17 protein-coding genes are annotated in these 20,199 nt (G+C 49.5%); 12 read left to right on the top strand and 5 right to left on the bottom strand.

Going from position 1 to position 20,199, the window contains the following annotated elements:
* Positions 1 to 68 precede the first annotated feature (68 nt).
* The 4 genes from BLR73_RS03195 to BLR73_RS03180 are packed head-to-tail and all read left to right on the top strand — an operon-like array spanning position 69 to position 1,892.
* Complete coding sequence (locus tag BLR73_RS03195) at positions 69 to 758, top strand: DUF6249 domain-containing protein (protein WP_143010873.1); 690 nt, start codon at positions 69 to 71, stop codon at positions 756 to 758.
* Positions 751 to 948 (top strand): PspC domain-containing protein, encoded by a 198-nt coding sequence (locus BLR73_RS03190; RefSeq protein ID WP_091858881.1) that lies wholly within the window; start codon positions 751 to 753, stop codon positions 946 to 948. Before BLR73_RS03195 ends, BLR73_RS03190 begins: the two co-directional genes overlap by 8 nt.
* 28 nt (positions 949 to 976) lie before the next feature.
* Complete coding sequence (locus BLR73_RS03185) at positions 977 to 1,519, top strand: RNA polymerase sigma factor (protein WP_091858878.1); 543 nt, start codon at positions 977 to 979, stop codon at positions 1,517 to 1,519.
* The gene (locus BLR73_RS03180; RefSeq protein ID WP_176763599.1) at positions 1,509 to 1,892 is read left to right on the top strand and encodes a DUF5056 domain-containing protein; all 384 of its coding nucleotides are present in this window, start codon (positions 1,509 to 1,511) and stop codon (positions 1,890 to 1,892) included. Before BLR73_RS03185 ends, BLR73_RS03180 begins: the two co-directional genes overlap by 11 nt.
* Here the strand turns inward: BLR73_RS03180 and BLR73_RS03175 are convergent.
* Together BLR73_RS03175 and BLR73_RS03170 are read right to left on the bottom strand one after the other, a co-directional pair.
* Positions 1,804 to 3,861: a PorE family type IX secretion system protein gene (locus BLR73_RS03175; RefSeq protein ID WP_091858873.1), complete on the bottom strand. Its 2,058-nt coding sequence runs from the start codon at positions 3,859 to 3,861 to the stop codon at positions 1,804 to 1,806. The genes BLR73_RS03180 and BLR73_RS03175 overlap by 89 nt on opposite strands.
* 46 nt (positions 3,862 to 3,907) lie before the next feature.
* Positions 3,908 to 5,980 (bottom strand): DNA topoisomerase 3, encoded by a 2,073-nt coding sequence (locus BLR73_RS03170; RefSeq protein WP_091858868.1) that lies wholly within the window; start codon positions 5,978 to 5,980, stop codon positions 3,908 to 3,910.
* A gap of 133 nt (positions 5,981 to 6,113) precedes the next feature.
* Here BLR73_RS03170 and BLR73_RS03165 point away from each other — a divergent pair, with 133 nt between their 5' ends.
* From BLR73_RS03165 to BLR73_RS03140, 6 genes are all read left to right on the top strand, one after another.
* Entirely contained in the window at positions 6,114 to 7,439 is a 1,326-nt protein-coding gene (locus tag BLR73_RS03165; protein ID WP_091858866.1) for a glycosyl hydrolase family 8, read from the top strand.
* Between the two features lie 202 nt (positions 7,440 to 7,641).
* Entirely contained in the window at positions 7,642 to 9,738 is a 2,097-nt protein-coding gene (locus BLR73_RS03160) for a TonB-dependent receptor (RefSeq protein WP_233456424.1), read from the top strand.
* Positions 9,739 to 9,751: 13 nt separating this feature from the next.
* On the top strand, positions 9,752 to 10,972 hold the full coding sequence (locus tag BLR73_RS03155; protein WP_091858860.1) for a DUF4374 domain-containing protein: 1,221 nt from the start codon (positions 9,752 to 9,754) through the stop codon (positions 10,970 to 10,972).
* A gap of 372 nt (positions 10,973 to 11,344) precedes the next feature.
* Positions 11,345 to 12,433, top strand: coding sequence for a hypothetical protein (locus tag BLR73_RS03150; protein WP_013063054.1), 1,089 nt, complete (start codon positions 11,345 to 11,347; stop codon positions 12,431 to 12,433).
* A 50-nt stretch (positions 12,434 to 12,483) separates the two neighbouring features.
* Positions 12,484 to 14,013, top strand: a complete 1,530-nt coding sequence (locus BLR73_RS03145; protein WP_091858857.1) for a sodium:solute symporter family transporter — start codon at positions 12,484 to 12,486, stop codon at positions 14,011 to 14,013.
* A gap of 54 nt (positions 14,014 to 14,067) precedes the next feature.
* Entirely contained in the window at positions 14,068 to 14,601 is a 534-nt protein-coding gene (locus BLR73_RS03140; RefSeq protein WP_338063373.1) for a TlpA family protein disulfide reductase, read from the top strand.
* Positions 14,602 to 14,711: 110 nt separating this feature from the next.
* Here the strand turns inward: BLR73_RS03140 and BLR73_RS03135 are convergent, their stop codons facing one another.
* From BLR73_RS03135 to BLR73_RS03125, 3 genes are read right to left on the bottom strand one after another with little or no spacing between them, the layout of a single operon-like run.
* The gene (locus BLR73_RS03135) at positions 14,712 to 15,860 is read right to left on the bottom strand and encodes a cytochrome d ubiquinol oxidase subunit II (protein ID WP_091858851.1); all 1,149 of its coding nucleotides are present in this window, start codon (positions 15,858 to 15,860) and stop codon (positions 14,712 to 14,714) included.
* Entirely contained in the window at positions 15,857 to 17,389 is a 1,533-nt protein-coding gene (locus BLR73_RS03130) for a cytochrome ubiquinol oxidase subunit I (RefSeq protein WP_013065568.1), read from the bottom strand. Before BLR73_RS03130 ends, BLR73_RS03135 begins: the two co-directional genes overlap by 4 nt.
* Positions 17,390 to 17,442: 53 nt before the next feature.
* Positions 17,443 to 17,661, bottom strand: coding sequence for a DUF4492 domain-containing protein (locus tag BLR73_RS03125; protein WP_033150046.1), 219 nt, complete (start codon positions 17,659 to 17,661; stop codon positions 17,443 to 17,445).
* A 198-nt stretch (positions 17,662 to 17,859) separates the two neighbouring features.
* On the opposite strand from BLR73_RS03125, the gene BLR73_RS03120 reads away from it, so the two are divergent.
* Together BLR73_RS03120 and BLR73_RS03115 are read left to right on the top strand one after the other, a co-directional pair.
* Entirely contained in the window at positions 17,860 to 18,732 is an 873-nt protein-coding gene (locus BLR73_RS03120; protein WP_013064421.1) for a hypothetical protein, read from the top strand.
* An 8-nt stretch (positions 18,733 to 18,740) separates the two neighbouring features.
* Positions 18,741 to 20,198: a TolC family protein gene (locus tag BLR73_RS03115; RefSeq protein WP_013065337.1), complete on the top strand. Its 1,458-nt coding sequence runs from the start codon at positions 18,741 to 18,743 to the stop codon at positions 20,196 to 20,198.
* Position 20,199 lies beyond the last annotated feature (1 nt).

The following is a 20,199-nucleotide window of genomic DNA, read 5'->3' as shown; positions in this document are numbered from 1 at the left end:
CACTATCTTTGCAACTAAATTTAGTTTTGAAACGTCAAACAGATGTAGAATTTAAAAACAAAGGAGATATGAAACAGTATTTAATCGCAATCGCCATGGTGCTCGCACTTAGCACAAACGCTAATGCAACAGCACAGAAGCATCGCCACACGCCTCGCACTGAGCAGGTGAGCGATACAGTAAAGCACAACCAAGATGCCATCGAGGCATACTCGGACACTACTGCTACTAACAACGCCAACGCTGACGACAACGACAACCACAGCGGCTACCGCCACCACGTGGTTTACGAGGGCGAAGACACTGAGCGTGTGGTTAGTGGAATTTTTGGAGATATGGGCGGCGCTGCCTTTATGGGCATGCTGATACCTATCCTGGCTATCGTATGTGTAGGATTCCTGTTGCCCGTTATCCTGGTACTGCTGGTGTTCTACTTTATTAATCGCAACCGCAAAGAGAAGTACCGTCTGGCCGAAATGGCTATCAAGAACGGACAGCCTATACCCGATGCGCTGCTGAAAGAGAGTAAGAACGACGACTGGGACAGCACAAGCTATAATGCCGGCATCCGACAGATGTTTACAGGCGTGGGACTGGCCATCTTCCTGGGTATCGTAGCTGGCGAGGTGGGTTTTGGTATCGGCGCACTGGTATTCTTTATCGGACTGGGTAAGTGGTATATAGCCCGACAGGACCGTAACAACCGCGATAATAATCAGACATTTAATAACAACAATAATATACAGAATTATGAATAAGCGACTGATGAGATCGAACGATAGAGTGTTTGCTGGCGTATGCGGCGGATTGGCTGAGTACTTCGATTTCGACCCAACAATGGTACGTTTGGCTTACGCATTCCTGACACTCTTTACCGCTTTTAGCGGACTGATATTCTACTTTGTACTTTGGCTGGTAATGCCGGAGAGAAACTACCTTCAAAATTGATAATTGACAATTGAGAATTGAAAATTAGATGGCAAGCATCAGCGACATAGCATTAGTGACACAGGTGGCGGTGTTCCACAACAAGCAGGCCTTCGACCAGCTTGTGAGGAAGTACCAGTCGCCTGTGCGCAGGTTCTTCTTGAACCAGACGCTGGGCGATGAGCAGCTGAGCGACGACTTGGCACAGGAGACCTTTATCAAGGCCTATGTGAACATTACCAAGTTTCGCGGCATGAGCAGTTTCTCGACCTGGCTGATGCGTATTGCCTACAACGTGTTCTACGATCAGGTGCGCTCGAAACACCAGACCGATGATATCGAGGAATCGCCAACCGTTATGCGACAGACTGCACAGACTGGCGACTCGAACATCAAGATGGACGTACACGCCGCGATGGCGCTACTGAAACCTGACGAACGCACGTGCATTACCTTGCAGCTGATAGATGGCTATCCCATCGACGAAATCAGCAAAATAACCGGCATTGCCGAAAATACTGTTAAATCGCATTTGAAACGAGGGAAAGATAAAATGGCTAACTATTTAAGAGAGAATGGATATGGAGGATAAGAATGATATATTACTGAAACAGTTGTTTGAGCAGGCTGCACAGCAGCAGATAGAAGACAACGGATTTACCGAGCGGGTGATGATGAACCTGCCTGAGGTAAAAGAGAGCCGCGTGCGTTGCTATACACGACTCTGGACGATGTTCTGTGTGGTGATGGCCATACTGATATTCTGGCTGATAAGCGGATGGGATATGATAGAAAGCATGATGACTGGCGGCAAGCACATGCTGATAAACACCATCGAGGTGTTTATGCTGACGGCACCTACTACCGAGATTGAAATTAATCCTTGGACGGTGGTACTGCTGCTGGGCTTTGTATTAGTTTTCCTGCCTTATCAAACATTCCGTAAGTTGTCCGCAACACTTTGAACTCGGTGCGTCGGTTCATCTGATGGCACTGTTCGTGCAGTTCCTCAGGGAGCGCGTTAATCATCTCTTCGGTGAGTACGTCGCCCTCCTTGAGGAACTGATATTTTTCGGCCACACGGGCTTTTATACGCTTGGGCATGCTCTCGCCATAACCCTTTGGCGTAAGGCGATCGGCAGCGATACCATGGGCAATGAGATAGGCCACCACACTCTCGGCGCGCTGCTGCGACAGGCGCTGGTTGTAAGCCTCGGAACCACGACAATCGGTATGGGCCGACAACTCGATGGTTACGTTGGGATTCTGATTGAGCAGCACCACCAGCTGGTCGAGAGCCGTTTTTGACTCTGGGCGCAGCGTGGCCTTGTTGAAATCATAGAAAATATTCTCGATGAGCACAGGGGCTGAGATATTTGCCAGGGGGAACTGCAGCACGTACTCGTGCGAGGCTTTAACGGGATGCACGCGTATCTGCTCCTGATGGTTCAGGTAGCCCTTGCAAGTGCCCAGCAGCACGTAATCTACGTCGGGCTTAATCTCCTGCACGAACGAGCCATCGCTACGCACGCTGAGCTTCAGGTTGGTGCCATCGTTGCCCACCATATACACCTGGGCAGCGGGCAGTTCGTAGCCGTCATGCTCGTACACCCAACCCTTGATGGTTTGCACAATCTCGGGATTATAGAAGCTGTAGATGTGGTCGAACCCACGCAGATCGCCACGATTGGAACAGAAGAAACCCTGATTAAGCTTGCCCTCGAAGGTCATGCCGAAATCGTCGGCCTGGGAGTTCAACGGCCAACCAGGATGGTTTAATTGACAATTGACAATTGACAATTGAAAATTGGGGATGTAATAGATATCGAGCCCGCCGAGGCCGGGGTGACCGTTGCTGGAGAAATAAAAATCGCCATTAGGGCGGAAGGTGGGGAACATCTCGTCGCCTGGGGTGTTGATGGGCGCACCCAGATTCTCCATCACACCTGCCTCGGTAGCACTCAGCAGTCGGCAGCGCCAAATGTCAAGTCCGCCCATGCCACCACTCATATCGCTGACGAAATACAGCCACTGTCCATCGGGACTCACAGCGGGGTGGGCGAAACTGCAGGTGGTATCGTTGGAGATGATAAGCTCTTGAGGTTTGCTCCAGGCGGCATCGCTACGACGTGACACCATGATACGGGCGTAACGCGGGTAGTTAGGGTCGGTTTGGCACTGGGTCAGGTACATGGTTTTGCCATCAGGCGAGAAGCAGCAGGCACCCTCGTCGAAGGCCGAGTTTAGTTCGGAGGCTATCACCTGTGGCTTGCCCCATTTGCCCTTCTCATCCTTCTGGGCATAGAAGATGTCGGCACTCTTGGTGCCTGTAATGCCATTGAGCTCATCGCCCTGCGCCTGATTGCGGGTAGAGGTGAAGTAAAGTTGGTCGTCGGCATCGCCTGCCAGCATAGGTGAGTAGTCGTCGCGTCGCGAGTTAAACAGGTCCATGCGCTTAACGGTATAGGCCGAGCCCTCTTTTTTCCACGCAGGTGCCTTGAGCGCCGATTCCAATCCCACCTTAGCAAGTTGCAGATTATAATTGTCAATTTTCAATTGTAAACTATCAATTGAAGTTGCGAAGCACTTCGCAGCTTCTTTGTAGTTTCCGTTGCGCATATACAGCTGACCCAGATACAGATGGGTGAGCGAGTCGGCTTTCTTATAGCGTACCACATTCTTATAGGCGGTGATGGCCTTGTTGGTCTGGTTCAGGCGACGATAGCACTCGGCCAGTTTCTGGGCCCGTTCGCCACGGGTGGCGCGCTCCTTGCTGGGTGTTTGGGCATAGGCCTTGCGATACTGGGTAGCGGCATCGTAGTATTCGCCCACAGCCCAGAACTTATCGCCCTTTTTCACAGCCTGATCGGCCCCACAGCCACCAAGCAGCAGGGTACACATTATTATATATATATAAGCAACGAAATTTCTCATACTATCATATAAACGAAAAAGCAGGCGTTTTATTGCCTGCCTTTTATCATTTATCGCCAAGTGGAGCCCTGAACGTGCAACCCTCTTTCCAACGCGAACAGCCATAGGCTGTTTTGCCTTTGATGATGTGACCCTGACCGCACACAGGACAAACATCGCCCTCTTTTATGCCGCCAGCCTGGGCTTGGGGTGCTGCCTCCTGTTGCTTGGCAGCTTTGGTTTTGCGGGTGGCCTTGGGCTTGGGTGCCGCTTCGGTCTTAGGCGATTTCACCTTCTTCAGGTCGGCATCCGACAGTACGGTTACGCGACGGTTGGTTGAGTCGGTCATCACCTCGTTAACAATCTCGGTAACCTGCTGTTTCAGTTCCTCGATAAACTGCTGGGCATCGTACTTCTGGTGCTCGATGTCGCGCAGCTTCTTCTCCCAGATACCTGTGAGCTCGCAGCTCTTGAGCAGTTCCTCGCGAATCAGGTCGATCAGCTCGATACCTGTGGGTGTGGCAATCAGGCGTTTGCGTTCGCGCTTGATATAGTGGCGCTTAAAGAGCGTTTCGATAATGCCGGCACGACTTGATGGGCGGCCGATACCATTCTCCTTCATGGCAGCGCGCAGGGTCTCGTCCTCCACAAACTTACCTGCTGTTTCCATCGCGCGCAGCAGCGAGGCCTCGTTATAGTAAGCGGGTGGGGTTGTCCACTTTTCTGTCAGCGTAGGCTTGTGGTCGCCACTTTCGCCCTTAACGAATGTAGGCAGGGTTCTTTCTTCATCGGTATTCCCCGCCTCCTCTTCCTCTTTCTGCACCATACCCTGAACCACGCGCCAGCCTGGATCCAGAATCTCCTTACCTGTAACCTTGAACTCAACCGTTTCGTCGCCCTTAACCTCACCAAGAACGGTGGTGGTTGAGAACTTACAATCGGGCAGGAACACAGCGATAAAGCGGCGTGCTACCAGGTCGAATACCTTGCGCTCGAGATCGGTAAGGTTCTGTGGCACCACGCCTGTTGGGATGATGGCATGGTGGTCGGTTACCTTCGAGGTGTCGAACACACGCTTGGTCTTCTTCAGCGTTTTGCCACCAATGGGCTTGATGAACTCAGCGTAAGGCTGAACGCCGTCGAACTTAGTTTGATACAACCCGTTGAGCGTTTGCGGGCACTTGGGGTAGATATCGTCTGAGAGGTACTGCGTATCAACACGGGGGTAGGTGGTATATTTCTTCTCGTACAGACTCTGAATGAGGTTGAGCGTCATCTCGGCCGAATAGCCGAACTTGCGGTTACAATCCACCTGCAGCGAGGTAAGGTCGTACAGCTGTGGGGGCTGCTCCTTGCCCTCTTTCTTCTCAACCTTAGTTACCTCGAAGGGTTTGCCCTCGATGGTGGCAAAGGCTTTTTCGCCCTCTTCCTGCGAGGTGAACTTTCCCTTGGTAGCCGTAAAAGTGGTATCGCGATAAACGGTGGCCAGTACCCAGTAGGGCTCGGGCTTAAAGTTCTCGATTTCCTTCTGACGGTTCACGATGAGCGCCAGGGTAGGCGTTTGCACACGACCGATGGACAGCACCTGACGGTTCTGGCCGTACTTAAGTGTGTATAAACGGGTGGCGTTCATACCCAGCAGCCAGTCGCCAATGGCGCGGCTCAAGCCTGCCAGGTACAAGGGCTGGTAATCGCCCTGATCCTTCAGACTGGCAAAACCCTCCTTGATGGCTTCGTCGGTCATCGACGAAATCCACAATCGCTTAACGGGGCAGGTGGCCTTGGCCTTCTGCATTACCCATCGCTGGATAAGCTCTCCCTCCTGACCGGCGTCGCCACAGTTCACGATACCATCGGCCTTCTGCATCAGGCCCTCGATAATCTTAAACTGCTTCTCGATACCCTTATCGTTTATCAGCTTAATGCCAAAACGCTGGGGTATCATGGGTAGTTGGGTAAGCGCCCAGGGTTTCCAGGCTTGTGTATAATCGCCGGGCTCCTTCAGCGTGCACAGGTGTCCGAAGGTCCACGTTACTTGGTATCCGTTGCCCTCCATATATCCGTCGTGCGAGCTGTTGGCTCCCAAGATTCTTGCTATATCACGAGCTACACTCGGTTTCTCTGCTATACAAACAATCATATTCCTTTATTTGTAATTTTGGATGCAAAGATAGTGTAAATCGACCGAAATACCAAATTTATCACTTGATATTAAACTTTTGGCGCGTATTTTCGTCATTTAGTATAGAAATTAATCACATAATGATATTTATATGAGAAAACTATTTATTATCACTATCCTAATGGCTGCCACTACCGTAGTGCATGCCAAGTGCCGTAACGTGTTTGTTGAGATGGGCTACCAGCCTGCTCAGGTGGATGCAAAGCTGAAAGAGGTGTTTAACGATGTGTTTCGTGGCCCCAACAAGGTGTATTTTGAGGTGGGCGACTCGATGGGTTATGTATCCGACATTAAGAACCACGATGCCCGTACCGAGGGTATGTCGTACGGAATGATGATAGCCGTGCAGTTTGGCGAGAAAGATATATTCGACCGCTTGTGGCGCTGGAGCAAGAAGTACATGCAGCACCAGAGTGGCTACCGCGAGGGCTATTTTGCCTGGAGCTGTAAGACCGATGGTACCCGTAATGCCGATGGTGCTGCCAGCGATGGCGAGCTGTACTTTATTACAGCCCTGATATTTGCCTCGAACCGTTGGGGCGATAACACAGGTATTAACTACAAGGCCGAAGCGCAGCATATTCTGAACTGCATTCAGCCTAAGGAGTACACCCCAGAGCCACGCAAGGGCGGTTTCCCAGGTTTTGGCGGTTTTGGTGCCCAGCAGCAGGGCCCTCAGAAGATGTATCTTATCGACCCTGAGACCAAGCTCATCACCTTTACCCCTGATGGCTTTGGTAACCGCTATACCGACCCTTCGTACCACATCCCCGCCTTCTACGAGGTATGGGCCAAGTGGGCCGACGATGGCAGAGCCGACCTGTGGAAGGAGTGCGCCCAGAAGAGTCGCGAGTTCCTGCATAAGGCCACACACCCTGTAACAGGACTGAATGCCGATATGTGCCAGTATGATGGTAGCGAGATGCAGATGCCCCGCTGGCCTGGTATGCCTCAGCCCAAGCCAGGCGAGAAGCCACGCCGTAATGGTAGCAACAACTTCCGCTACGACTCGTGGCGTGTGCCCATGAACATTACACTCGACTACGAGTGGAGTGGGGCCGATGCTGAGTGGCAGCGTGGTTATGGTGAGCGAATCCAGAACTTCTTCTATTCGCAGGGCGTTGACAAGTTCGTGGATCAGTATCGCCCGGATGGCTCGCTGCCCGAGGAGAACGAGATACTGCAAGCTGGCGGTTTCCGCAAGCTGCGCCATAGCATCGGACTGGTTAGTACAGTAGCCGCTGCCTCTATCATGTGTAAGCATGCCAAGAGTAAGGAGTTTGTTGATGCCCTTTGGAATGCTAAGCACGAACCCTTTGAAGATGGTTATTTTGATGCCTATTATGATGGCTTATTAAGGTTGTTTGCATTTATGCACTTAAGTGGTAATTACAGAGAGATTGTTCCACATAAGTGATGACGAGCCCCGCCGCGATGGCGGGGCTTTTCATTATTTTTAGGTATTGTGGGTATTCCTGAATTGTTGTACCTTTGCACCCGCTTTCAAGAAGGAAAAAATACTAAGGTAAAAAAGATTAATTTAGGAATAAAAAATGCGCAAAATCAACACAACAAAAATGCTGTGCGCAGTAGCTGGACTTGCTTTTTGCTCTCAGACTATGGCACAGACCGATCTTCATGATTCTATCGATTTACACGAGGTGCAGATTGTGGGCAAGACCAAGGCGCGCAAGATGCACGAGCAGGCTTATGCCATATCGGTAGTTGATCTGGCTACTAAGTATCAGAGTGCATCGGCACTTAACCAGGTGCTGAACACCGTTACATCTATTAAAATACGCGAGGATGGCGGACTGGGTTCGAACTACAGCTTTGCCATGAACGGTTTCTCGGGTAATCAGGTAAAGTTCTTTATCGATGGTATCCCTATGGACAACTTCGGCTCGTCGTTCAATCTGGCTAATATCTCAGCCAACATGGCCGACCGCATCGAGGTGTACAAGGGTGTGCTGCCCGTTTACCTGGGTAGCGACGCGCTGGGTGGTGCCGTTAACATCGTATCGCGCACCAATGCCAACTATCTGGATGCAACCTATTCAGTTGGCTCGTTCAACACCCATCGTGCTGCACTGAATGGCGTTTACACATCCAAGGGTGGCTTTACGCTGCGCGCCAATGCGTTTGCTAACTATTCAGATAACGATTATAAAGTGTTTGCACCTATCGTGAACCTTTCTACCAACAAGCAGGAGGGCGAAGAGTGGGTGCGACGATTCAATGATGGCTACCAGTCGTACGGCTTGAAGCTCGAAGCAGGTGTGGTTCGCAAATCGTGGGCCGACTATCTATTGTTTGGTGTTATAGCTTCGGCCGATAAGCGCAACGTACAGACTGGTGCCACAATGGATGCTGTGTATGGTGGTGTGAAGAATCGCAGCTGGAGCCTGATTCCCAGCGTGCGTTATAAGAAGAACGACCTGCTGCTGCCAGGCCTCTCGCTCTCGCTTTATGGCACCTACAGCATGGTGAACACCTATAACGTGGATACCCTGGCACGCCGCTATAACTGGTATGGCGACTATGTGGCCAGCACCAGCGCAGGCGAGGCTTACCTGACTGATGCTACCATCCGTGAGCGCCAGTGGCAGGCTAATGCCAACCTGAGCTACATTATCAGCGATCACCACTCGCTGGTACTCAACAATGTGTTCTCGGCCAACCGCCGCAAGAGCAACGACGAGATGTATCCCGACGACGAGATGAACAACGTGCCCCAGCAGCTGACGAAGAATATCACAGGTCTGGGCTACCAGATACGCTATAACCGTTGGAATGCCAACGTGTTTGGAAAGATGTATCGCTTGTACAGCTCGACCAATAAGCTGATGGACCAGTTTACTGAGAACCAGCGCTGGGAGAAGCTGAGCGACCGCAAGCAGCGTTACGGCTATGGTGCCGCCGCTACCTATTATATACTGCCATCGCTGCAGGCTAAGGTGAGCTTTGAGCGCGCCTACCGTATGCCCGAGGCCGTTGAGATGTTTGGCGACGGACTGGTACAGAAGGCTAACCCCGACCTGAAGCCTGAGAGCAGTAACAACCTGAATGCCGGTTTGCTGTACGATCAGGCCTTTGGTGCCCATCGCGTGCAGGCCGAGGTGAACTACATCTATCGCGACACCAAGGACTTTATCCTGAAAGGGGTAAGCCTGTCGAGCAATCCTACTACCAGCTACGATAACATCGGCAAGGTGCAGACACGTGGCATCGAGGCTTCGCTGGGTTATGCCTACAAGCGCAACTTCCACATCAATGGCAATCTCACCTATCAGAATATCAAGGACAAGATGAAGTATCAGGAGTCGCAGAACACCTTCGTGGGCGATGGCATCAGCGAGAACATCACCTACGGTCAGCGTCTGCCTAACATCCCTTATTTCTTTATGAACGGCCATGCCGATTACCAGTTCTTTAATCTGGGTGCCAAGGGTAATAGTCTCACCTTGAACTACGACATTCAGTACATTCACGACTACTATCTCTCGTTCACAGGTCTGGGTGCTAAGGCAACCAAGAAGGTGATTCCAGAGCAGCTGAGTCATAACATCTCGGTAGGCTACAGTCTGTGCGATGGACGCTACAGCGTGGTGGCCGAGTGTAACAATCTGACCGATGCCAAGCTGTACGATAACTACCGCCTGCAGAAGCCCGGTCGCTCATTTAATGTAAAGTTCCGTTATTATTTAAGTAAATAAAAATCAGTAAGTTATGAAAATTTACTTTAGAAATTCTATCATATTGGCCGCTATGGCCGTAGGTGTCCTGACATCGTGCGAAGACGACCTGGCAGCCGAGCAGGAAACACCTAACGCCCCCTATGTTCTGAGTCTGGGCGTAACAGCGAATGGTAACACCACATACTATGTGGTTAGTACCGATAACCTGATGGAGGGTACCATTAATGCCGTGGGCAAGGGCATTGAGCAGAATGGCTATCACGACTACCAGAAGGGTGGTAACAGCATCTTCTGTATTGGTGGTATGGGCGTTACCAGCGCCACAGCCGTAGTACGTGGTGTCGACGGCTTGCTGAAGGAGCAGGGCGAGTTTGTGTTCGATAATTCGCTGAGCGGATTCTGCCAGGTAGATGCCAACACGATGGTGGGACTGGAGGTGCCTACCAACAAGGAGAGCGGTTCGCAGCTTACTTTCTATACCGTTGATGCCAACACCGCTGCCATCCTTGCGAAGAATACTGATACTGCCGTTGATCCTATCGACCGCTTGGACTGGCCCTCGATTACAGGTATGATGTATAGTGGTGGCAATCTGTATGTAACTTATACCCCAATGAACAGCATGACCTTTGAGACGGCTTATACCGATACTTGCTTTGTGGCTGTTTACAGCTATCCCGACATGCAGTTTGTTAAGCTGATGAAGGATACCCGCGTGGGCCCTGGTGGCTCGTGGGGTGCGTTTAACGGTTTGATGAAGGACGAGAACGATAACCTGTACGTGATGTCGAACTCGGCTATCTCTAACGGTTACTCGCAGAGCACCAAGCACGCAGGTTTTCTGCGTATCAACAAAGGCGAGACTGAGTTTGACGCCGATTACTTCTTCGACTTCGAGGAACTTACAGGTGGCTTGAAGCCAGCCCACGTGGCTTATGTAGGCAATGGGTTGGTGTTTGCCGAAGTGAGCACCCTGAACCCACAGACAGCTAACGACCGCTGGGGCGATAAGAGCCTGAAGTGCTGCATCATCGATCTGGTGAACCAGACGGTAACCGATGTAGAGGGCATACCCGTACATAATGGCAACGGCGGCCGACGTTTTGCATATTTAACCGAGGGAAATAATGTATACCTGCCAGTATCCACTTCTGATGGGGTTTATATCTATCGAACCGACGTTACTACAGCTCGAGCAGAGCGTGGTGCGAGGGTTTCAACTACATTCGTAGGTGGATTCTTTCAACTGTAGACGACGAAATGGGTGAAAATACTGTTGTTTTTGGCGTATTTTATGTCTAAAAAGCGTTAAAAGTCGCTTTATAAACAAAATTTAACGGTAATTTTCTTGTTTGTTTCAAAAACTTGTCGTATATTTGCAGCAGAAAAAGATTTTAATGGTTAAGGTTTATGGTTGATTAATTTAGTTTTTTAAGTAATTTTTTGAGAAAGTGGTTCGTTGTGAAACGAGCCACTTTTGATTTGTATAGGTACTACAACTGGTAGAAAAATGATGCATAAATATAAAATTCTATAAGAAATTTGCGAATATTTTTGGCAAATTGAAAGAAAAGTAGTATTTTTGCTGCCGCAAGGAACTAAATAATCAGAAAAAGATGACTAAATGAAACGTAAAACTTGCAAATTGAGAACGCTTGCTATTCTGGCAGCAATGGGATTGTGCACCATGGCTAACGCACAGCAGAAAGACAGCGACATCGACTGGATGAAGGATTTTACCAGTCGTATTACTCTGAATGGTTATGCTCAAGGTGGATGGAGTTACCAAGATCCTAATGGGCAGAAAACCAATGCTTACAACCTAAAACGTACGTTGCTTTGGGCTAAGGCCCGAATCACCGACAGATGGTCGTTTATGTTTATGCACGACTTCTCGAGCGTGGTTCAAGAGTTCTACACCGATTATCGTTTATCAAAAGGTAACGAGTTGACGGTGCGTTTAGGACAGTTTAAACACTCGTACACGATGGAGAACCCCATGAGTCCTACGCAGCTGGAGCTGGTGGATGTGTACTCGCAGGCAGTATTGTATCTGGCAGGCGAGGGACCCGACCCGCTGAATGGCGTAAACTACGGTCGTGATATGGGATTGGAGGTTTATGGCGATCTGGCTAAAGGCGTGCTGCACTACGAACTGGCGCTGATGAGTGGTCAGGGTATCAATCGTAAGGACCTGAACAATCAGAAAGACTTTATTGCCAAGTTGGAACTTCGCCCTGTAGATGGCTTCCGCGTGGTGGCATCAGGTTATCTGGGTACAGGTTGTGCCGTGGGTACAGCCAAGTGGAACCCTGATATACAGGTGGGCGATAACTATAAGCGTAATCGCTACAGCATAGGTGCTGAGTACAAAACACAGGCCTATACGGGTGGTAAATATAAAGAGGCGCGCCCAGCATCGATACGTGCCGAGTGGTTAGGCGGACAGGATGGAAAGGTGGGTAGCCGAGGTGGTTACGTGACAACCTGCATACCTGTGGTTGATGCCCTCGATATCGTGGCAAGTGGCGAGACCTATGATCGTAACACCAAGGTAGAGGGATGGGATCAGACTAATCTCACCATCGGTCTGCAGTACTGGTTCTACAAAAAGTGCCGTATGCAGCTGCAGTACACCCGTTGCCTGTGTGGCGAGAATATCAGCAGTAAGGACTACAACTGGGTGCAGGCTCAGATGCAGGTGGCCTTCTGACATTAAACATGAAACATTAAAGATTAAAGATTAAACATTGAGAATTAATTATGATTATCAAGATACTTTTTACAGTTATATTTCTGGCCGTGATGATTGGGGTAGGACTTTACACCCGTAAGCAGGCCAGTAGTGTCGAAGGTTTTGTGTTGGGCGGTCGTGCCGTGGGTCCTTGGCTCACAGCCTTTGCCTTCGGAACCAGTTATTTCTCGGCTGTTGTGTTCGTAGGTTATGCCGGTCAGTTTGGCTGGAAATACGGATTGTCGTCGGCATGGATTGGTATTGGTAACGCTATCATCGGTTCGCTGTTGGCGTGGCTTATCTTAGGTCGCCGTACCAAACTGATGACGCAACATATCGAGAGTCGCACGATGCCTGATTTCTTTGGCACCCGCTTTAACGATCAGGGCTTGCGTGTGGCAGCATCAATCATCGCCTTTGTATTCCTTATTCCCTATACCGCTGGTGTATATAGCGGCATTTCGCGCTTGTTCGAGATGGGATTCAGTATTCCTTACGAGTATTGCGTGGTGATTATGTCGATACTCACAGCTGTATATGTGATTCTGGGTGGATACAAAGCCACAGCCATGAACGACTTTATTCAGGGTATTATCATGCTGTTTGGTATTGTGGCTGTGATTGTGGCTGTGCTTAACGTGCAGGGCGGTTTGGTGGCTGCTGTCGACAAGCTGGCTGCTATGCCATCAGATGCCGACCCAACGGTGAATGGTGGTTTTGCTACGCTGTTCGGTCCCGATCCCTGGGGCTTGTTGGGGGTAGTTGTCCTAACATCACTTGGTACGATGGGACTGCCACAGATGGTGGGTAAGTTCTATTCGATTACCGATGAGAGCGCCATCAAGCGTGGTACCGTTATCTCAACCGTATTTGCCTTTATTGTGGCTGGTGGCTGCTACTTCTTAGGTGGTTTTGGTCGCCTGTTTGGTACACCACCCATGCTGCCTAATGGCAAGCTGGCTTTCGACTCGATTGTGCCTTCGATGCTGGTAACATTGCCCGATATTCTGATTGCCCTCGTTGTATTGCTGGTACTGAGTGCTTCGATGTCAACCTTGGCTTCGTTGGTGCTCACCTCATCAAGCACCATGACACTCGACCTGATTTATCGCGATAAGAAAGCGTTGCCAGGCGAGGTAGAGGATGGCGAGATTAACGATATCGTATCCGAGAAGGTTGAGCGTCGTAAGGTAATCGTGATGCGCGTGCTCATTATGTTCTTTATCGCCATCTCGCTGCTCATCGCCCTTAACCCACCAACGTTTATTGCCCAGCTGATGGGTATTTCGTGGGGTGCTTTGGCAGGTGCATTCCTGGCACCATTTATGCTGGGTTTGTATTCACGTCGCATCACCACCATGAGCGTGTGGGCTTGCTTCGTGTGGGGTGTTGGACTTACTGTAGTAAATATGCTGGCTGGTAACCCCATCAACCCCATTAACTGTGGTGCCATTGCCATGGTAGGCGGTTTCCCTGTGGTTTGGTTGGTAAGTATGTTTACCCATCAGATGTCGAAGGCCCGCGTGGATGCTATTTTCGAGTGCTACAAGAAACATTAAACATTAAAGATTAAACATTAAAAATTAAATATTAAACATTAACAATTAGACTTTATGAAGAAATCCGTTTTAACCGTTACTTTTCTGGGGGTGGCCATCACATTGATGGCTGCCTCGTGTGCCAACAAACCAAAGGCAGCTGCCCCTGCCGCAGAGGCTACCGAGGTGGCTGTGGATGGCGAACTGGCACCCGACTTTGAATTGCCTAATCTGCAGGGATCTACTACCAAACTGTCGTCGCTGCGTGGCAAATATGTAGTACTCGACTTCTGGGGGTCATGGTGCGTTTGGTGCATTCGTGGTATTCCCAAAATGAAAGAGGCTTATACAAAGTATAAGGACAAGATGGAGATATTAGGTGTTGACTGCCGCGATACTGAGGAAAAGTGGCGAGCTGCCGTTGATGAGTACCAGTTGCCTTGGTTGCAGGTGCGTTGTCCTGATGAGCAGCTGCAGACTATTGCTTCGCAGTATAGCATCGAAGGTTTCCCCACAAAGGTTATCATCGATCCTGATGGTAAACTTGTAAGAACGGTAGTAGGCGAGGATCCCGCTTTCTACACGTTTCTCGATGAGTTGTTCAAGTAGTTCTTTTAGGCACGGATTTACACGGCTTAAATAAATTTAAAACACGGCCTTAGTTACAATGCTAAAGCCGTGTTTCTTTATAAAAGAGCCGTGTAATCCGTGCCTAATAATTAGTAAGCGTGGTCATCACCTTGGAGTTCTTCCTTGGTGATTTTTTTCTTGTCGATAGCGCGCCAGGCGTAGATGATGTAGGCCAGTACAAATGGTACTAACAGCGATACATAGAACATGGTGCGCAAGGTGAACTCGCTTGAGCAGGAGTTAACCAAGGTGAGCGAACTCTGCAAGTCGGCTGTCGAAGGATAATAAGCAGTATGGTTCCAGGCACAGCTGAGCAAGAGTGCCAGAACGGTTAGCACAGTACCTATGCCTGCAGGCCAGATGCCACCATTATACCCCTTACTGAAGATGGTCTTACCAATACCAAACAGCACCAATACTACACCTATTAATAATAATACCAACAGATACCACATCTCCAGGAAATTGTTCAGATATTTGTATGGTTCCATGTAGATGATTCCCTCGTTGTTATAAGCAAAACCGTCCTTCAGCAGTACGTGTACCAGATAGGCTACAAACAGCAGCAGGAAAGGTACAGCTGCACCCACCAATCGTACGCTGCCACGCGAGCGTATATCCTCGTCGGCTACGTTGTTCATTACATATAAAATGCCTAAAACACGTGCCAAGAACACCACCGCAAAGCCTAATACTAATACCCAAGGATTCAGCAAGGCATCCAGTCCGTGCGAGGCGTTGGCCCAACGACTGATGATAGGAGTGATGGCTCCAGCATCAACCAGATTGTCCTTAGCGATGATAAAGTTAGACCCCTCGAAGAAGGTGGCAACAGCACCACCCAACAGCAGGGGACCAATGATACCATTTAGTGTAAGGAAGAATTGGAAAGTCTTGGGCCCCAAGAAGTTACCAATCTTATTCTGGAACTCGTAGCTCACGGCTTGCAGCACAAAAGTAAACAGGATAATCATCCACAACCAATAGGCACCGCCGAAGCTGGTAGAGTAGAATAATGGGAACGAGGCAAAGAACGCACCACCAAAGGTAACAAGTGTGGTGAATGTGAACTCCCACTTGCGACCAGTAGAGTTATACACCAGTCGGCGTCCCTCCTCCGTACGACCCAACGAGCGGGCTACAGAATTGGCTCCCTGAACAAAAAGCAAAAATACCAGTATCGCTCCTAACAGCGAAACGATAAAACACCAATAATGTTGTAAGAAATCGTATGTCATAACTCTGGTCCTTTCTTAATTTGTTTTAGTAAAATATTTATCTCAACCGCCAGCATGGTGGTGAAGAGTACGAGGAACAGGAAGAACGTAATGATGACGCTCGACGACTGCAGATCGCTCACCGATGCCCATGTGGGCAGCATATCCTGGATGGTCCAAGGCTGGCGTCCGAACTCGGCTACCAACCAGCCGCACTCTGAACCGATATAGGCTAGCGGGATAAGCAGGATGGCTACCCAATAATGCCAGGCGGGTAGGGCGGTAATGTCGTACTTCTTGAACAGAGCCTTGGGGAACTTGTAGGTTACAGCCAAGATAACGGCAAAGAACAGGATGAACAAGCAACCCACACCAACCATCACTCTAAATGCCCAGAAGTTTACCAGAACAGGTGGTACCAGGTCGGCCTTATCCTTTACATAGCCGTAGCCGAAGTACTTCATGTTTGAATTGATAATTGACAATTGATAGTTGATAGTTGAGTCGGGAGCTCCTTCGGCTTTGGCTTTGCGATAGGCGGCGAGTGCCTCGATGGCCTTCTTGCCTCGTGCTATCTTCTCGTCGGCACTTGGCTCGGTCTTGCCATCGGGAGTGGTATAGCCGTTCAGCAAGTCGTTAATGCCTGGCACATATCCCTTAGGATCGTTGGTAGCCATGATGCTCAGTCCGTAAGGCACCTCGATGCCCTCAATCAGCTTCAGGCCTTGTTCGGTTCCACCATCGTAAAGTGCCTCCATCGCAGCCAGCTTCATGGGCTGCACCTCGGCCACATCCATACCCGACTTATGACCAGTAGCACCTGCCAACAGAGCGGCCACCAAACCTACGCCTGCACCAATCTTCATACTCTCTACAGCCAGACGTGTGTGACGTTTCTTCATCAGATACCAGCAGCAAACGCCTACACAGAAGATGCCGCCGATAATCCACGATGAGGTAACGGTGTGGCAGAACTTAGAGATGGCGAAGGGCGAGAGGGCCACTTCGGCAAACGATACCATCTCGTTACGCATGGTGTCGGGGTTGAACTCGCAACCTACGGGGTACTGCATCCACGCGTTGGCCACCAAAATCCACCAAGCCGATATCGTAGCACCTAAGCCAGTAAGCCACGTTGATGCCAAGTGGAAGCCTGGCGAAACCTTTTTCCATCCAAAGTACATCACGGCCACAAAGGTACTCTCCATAAAGAAAGCCACAATACCCTCAACGGCCAGCGGGGCACCAAAAATGTCGCCTACAAACCACGAGTAGTTACTCCAGTTGGTACCAAACTCAAACTCGAGGATGATACCTGTGGCCACACCCATGGCGAAGTTGATACCGAAAAGCTTCTGCCAGAACTTTGCAGCCTCTTTCCAGAACTCATCTTTTGTTTGGTAATACTTGGTCTCAACAATACCCATGATAACCGCCAAACCCAGCGTCAGAGGCACGAAGAGCCAGTGGTAGATTGCCGTCAGCGCAAATTGTGCTCTCGACCAGTCGATCGTTCCGGCATCAATGTTTAGTAATAGGTTTTGTAGCATAACTATAATGTTTAATATTTAATGTTTAATCTTTAATGTTTCATGTTTAATGTTTAATCTTTCATGTCCAACAGCTGCCCCGCTACGTACTCCGCCTCATGCCCATCGGCATGCGTCTTCAGGAAATCGGGGAAGAAAAACACTTTGAGTACCGCAAAGATTATAAACAATTTGATGAGGATGATGGCCCAAAGCGTTTTGCCGAGCGTCATCGAGCGGAACCCATCGTAATACAGACGGAACACCTTGCTGAAAAAGTTGTTCTTACTCATACAGATTGTTGTAAAATGATGTGGCAAATATACATTTTTTATTGTTACGTTCCAAATAATTAAGGTGTAAACTTCAAAAATTGGTCTAAATCACGCTATTTTTCTAATTTTTAATGTTGCTTAAATGTTTGAAACATAAAATTTTTTGTTATTTCAATGAAATAACCTAAATTTGCACCCGAAAATATAAAGAAAGTTATGAATAAGAAAGTTTTAATACCCCTGATTGTTGTAATTTTGGCACTCTGTGGTGCTGCTACATGGTTGTTTTTGAGTCTGCAGGAACAGAAACAGGTTGTGCAGGATATGGAGGAACTGGCCGAACTCGACAAGCAGGAAATGGAGAATGAATATGAGCGTTTCACCATGCAGTATAGCGAGATGAAAACGCAGATTAACAACGACTCGATTATCGCCCAGCTGACCGAGGAGCAGATGAAGACTCAGAAGTTGCTGGAAGAGCTGAAGCAGGTAAAGGCCAGCGACGCACGTGAGATTGCCCGACTGAAGAAGGAACTGGCAACCGTTCGTGAGGTGCTGCGCGATTATGTGTATCAGATTGACTCGCTGAACCGTTTGAACGAGAATCTGAAGGCCGAGAACAGTCGTGTAAACGCTGAGTTGAACGAGCGTAATGCCCAGGTGGCAGGCTTGAACAGTGAGAAGGCATCGCTCTCGGAGAAGGTGGCTATTGCTGCCCAGCTTGATGCTACCAATATCCAGATGCAGATTCTGGGTAAGAATGGTAAAGCCGCCAAGAAACTGAAGGATTGCAAGCAGATGCGCGTAAACTTCACCATCACCAAGAACGTAACCGCATCGAATGGTAACCGTACCGTTTATGTACGTATCCAGAACCCTGGCGGTAACACCCTGAGTGGTGGCGGCAGCTTTGCTTACGAGAACCGTAACATCGAGTGTTCGGCTAAGAAGGTGATTGAGTACACAGGCGAGGAGACCCCTGTAACCGTTTATTGGAACATGACACAGATGCTGGAGGCAGGCGACTACCGTGTAAGCATCTTTGTGGATGGCAATATGATAGGAACGAAGACATTTAGTTTTAAATAAGAGATATGATGAAAAAAACTTTTGGAATTTTACTGCTTTCGGCAGTCATCACGCCTGTTGGGGCTCAAAGAATATTGAGCTTGGACAGTTGCCGACAGATGGCGCTGAGAAACAATAAGCAGTTAGGTATTTCCAAACTTAAACAGGATGTGGCCGAGAATGCTCGTAAGTCGGCGCGCACCAAATACCTGCCCCACGTGAGTGCTATAGGTACCTATGAGTTTACGAGCGAGGAGATATCTATTCTTAATGATGGTCAGAAGGCTGCCTTGGGTGGTCTTGGTACTCTTGTCGGTGGTACCCTGCAAAACACTTTAGGTTCGTTGGTAGCCACGTTGCCACCAGCAGCCCAGATGCAGATGGCGCAGGATATGGCTAATGTAACAGCTGGTTTGAACCAGAAGGGCCAGAACATCGTAGATGCTTTCCGTACCGATACCCGTAACATCTTTGCTGGTTCGGTTGTGGTTACCCAACCCGTGTTTATGGGTGGTGCTATCGTAGCTCTCAATAAGATGGCCGACATCACCACCGAGATGGCCAAGAACTCGATGGATGCCCGTCGTCATGCCACGCTGTATCAGATTGATCAGGCCTACTGGCAGGTGGTATCGCTCCATCATAAAAAGGCATTGGCCGAGAGCTATCTCGAACTCGTTAAGAAGTTTGATAGCGATGTACATAAGATGATTGACGAGGGCGTGGCTACACGTAGCGACGGACTGAGTGTTGACGTGAAGGTGAACGAGGCCGAGATGACCCTGACTAAGGTGAACGACGGCTTGGTACTTTCGCGTATGCTGCTCAATCAGTTGTGCGGACTGCCCTTGAACGAGTCTGTGATTCTTCAGGACGAGCAGGCCGATAATATTGCTGTAGTAGAGCTCACCCCACAGTTGGATGTGGAGAATGCTGTGGCCCATCGCCCAGAGTTGAAGATGCTGCAGAATACCGTCGACCTGAGTAAGCAGGCCACCAACGTGCTCAAGGCTGCAAACCTGCCTCAAGTAGCGCTCATGGGTGGTTACGCTGTTAGCAATCCTAACGTGCTGAATGGTTTCGAAAAGAAGTTCGCAGGCTTCTGGCATCTGGGCGTTATCGTTCGTGTGCCCATCTGGAACTGGGGCGATGTGATGTATAAGGTTCGTGCTTCGAAAGGCGCTACTGCCATCGCAACCCTCGAACTCGACGAGGCTCGCGAAAAGATTGAGCTTCAGGTTAACCAGACCACCTTTAAGGTTGACGAGGCTAACAAGAAGCTGACCATGGCGCAGAAGAATATCCAGCGCGCCGACGAGAACCTGCGTACCGCTAACCTGGGATTCCAGGAGGGTGTTATCAGTCCTACCGTTGTGATGGAGGCTCAGACAGCTTGGCTGCAGGCTCAGTCGCAGAAAATTGATGCAGAAATTGATGTTAAACTTAGTCAGGTTGACCTGCAGAAGGCCCTTGGCACATTAGAATAAA

The sequence above is a fragment of the Prevotella sp. khp1 genome, assembly GCF_900102205.1.
Classification (GTDB): Bacteria; Bacteroidota; Bacteroidia; order Bacteroidales; family Bacteroidaceae; genus Prevotella; species Prevotella ruminicola.
Note: the sequence above shows the minus strand (reverse complement) of the source record. Positions and strands in the feature narration are given on the sequence as shown.

Coding starts and splice junctions, on each gene's coding strand:
- BLR73_RS03175 (WP_091858873.1), bottom strand. CDS start 3,861: ATGAGAAATTTCGTTGCTTATATATATATAATAATGTGTACCCTGCTG.
- BLR73_RS03170 (WP_091858868.1), bottom strand. CDS start 5,980: ATGATTGTTTGTATAGCAGAGAAACCGAGTGTAGCTCGTGATATAGCA.
- BLR73_RS03120 (WP_013064421.1), top strand. CDS start 17,860: ATGAATAAGAAAGTTTTAATACCCCTGATTGTTGTAATTTTGGCACTC.
- BLR73_RS03160 (WP_233456424.1), top strand. CDS start 7,642: ATGGCACAGACCGATCTTCATGATTCTATCGATTTACACGAGGTGCAG.
- BLR73_RS03115 (WP_013065337.1), top strand. CDS start 18,741: ATGAAAAAAACTTTTGGAATTTTACTGCTTTCGGCAGTCATCACGCCT.
- BLR73_RS03185 (WP_091858878.1), top strand. CDS start 977: ATGGCAAGCATCAGCGACATAGCATTAGTGACACAGGTGGCGGTGTTC.
- BLR73_RS03155 (WP_091858860.1), top strand. CDS start 9,752: ATGAAAATTTACTTTAGAAATTCTATCATATTGGCCGCTATGGCCGTA.
- BLR73_RS03165 (WP_091858866.1), top strand. CDS start 6,114: ATGAGAAAACTATTTATTATCACTATCCTAATGGCTGCCACTACCGTA.
- BLR73_RS03140 (WP_338063373.1), top strand. CDS start 14,068: ATGAAGAAATCCGTTTTAACCGTTACTTTTCTGGGGGTGGCCATCACA.
- BLR73_RS03150 (WP_013063054.1), top strand. CDS start 11,345: ATGAAACGTAAAACTTGCAAATTGAGAACGCTTGCTATTCTGGCAGCA.
- BLR73_RS03180 (WP_176763599.1), top strand. CDS start 1,509: ATGGAGGATAAGAATGATATATTACTGAAACAGTTGTTTGAGCAGGCT.
- BLR73_RS03145 (WP_091858857.1), top strand. CDS start 12,484: ATGATTATCAAGATACTTTTTACAGTTATATTTCTGGCCGTGATGATT.
- BLR73_RS03125 (WP_033150046.1), bottom strand. CDS start 17,661: ATGAGTAAGAACAACTTTTTCAGCAAGGTGTTCCGTCTGTATTACGAT.
- BLR73_RS03135 (WP_091858851.1), bottom strand. CDS start 15,860: ATGACATACGATTTCTTACAACATTATTGGTGTTTTATCGTTTCGCTG.
- BLR73_RS03130 (WP_013065568.1), bottom strand. CDS start 17,389: ATGCTACAAAACCTATTACTAAACATTGATGCCGGAACGATCGACTGG.
- BLR73_RS03195 (WP_143010873.1), top strand. CDS start 69: ATGAAACAGTATTTAATCGCAATCGCCATGGTGCTCGCACTTAGCACA.
- BLR73_RS03190 (WP_091858881.1), top strand. CDS start 751: ATGAATAAGCGACTGATGAGATCGAACGATAGAGTGTTTGCTGGCGTA.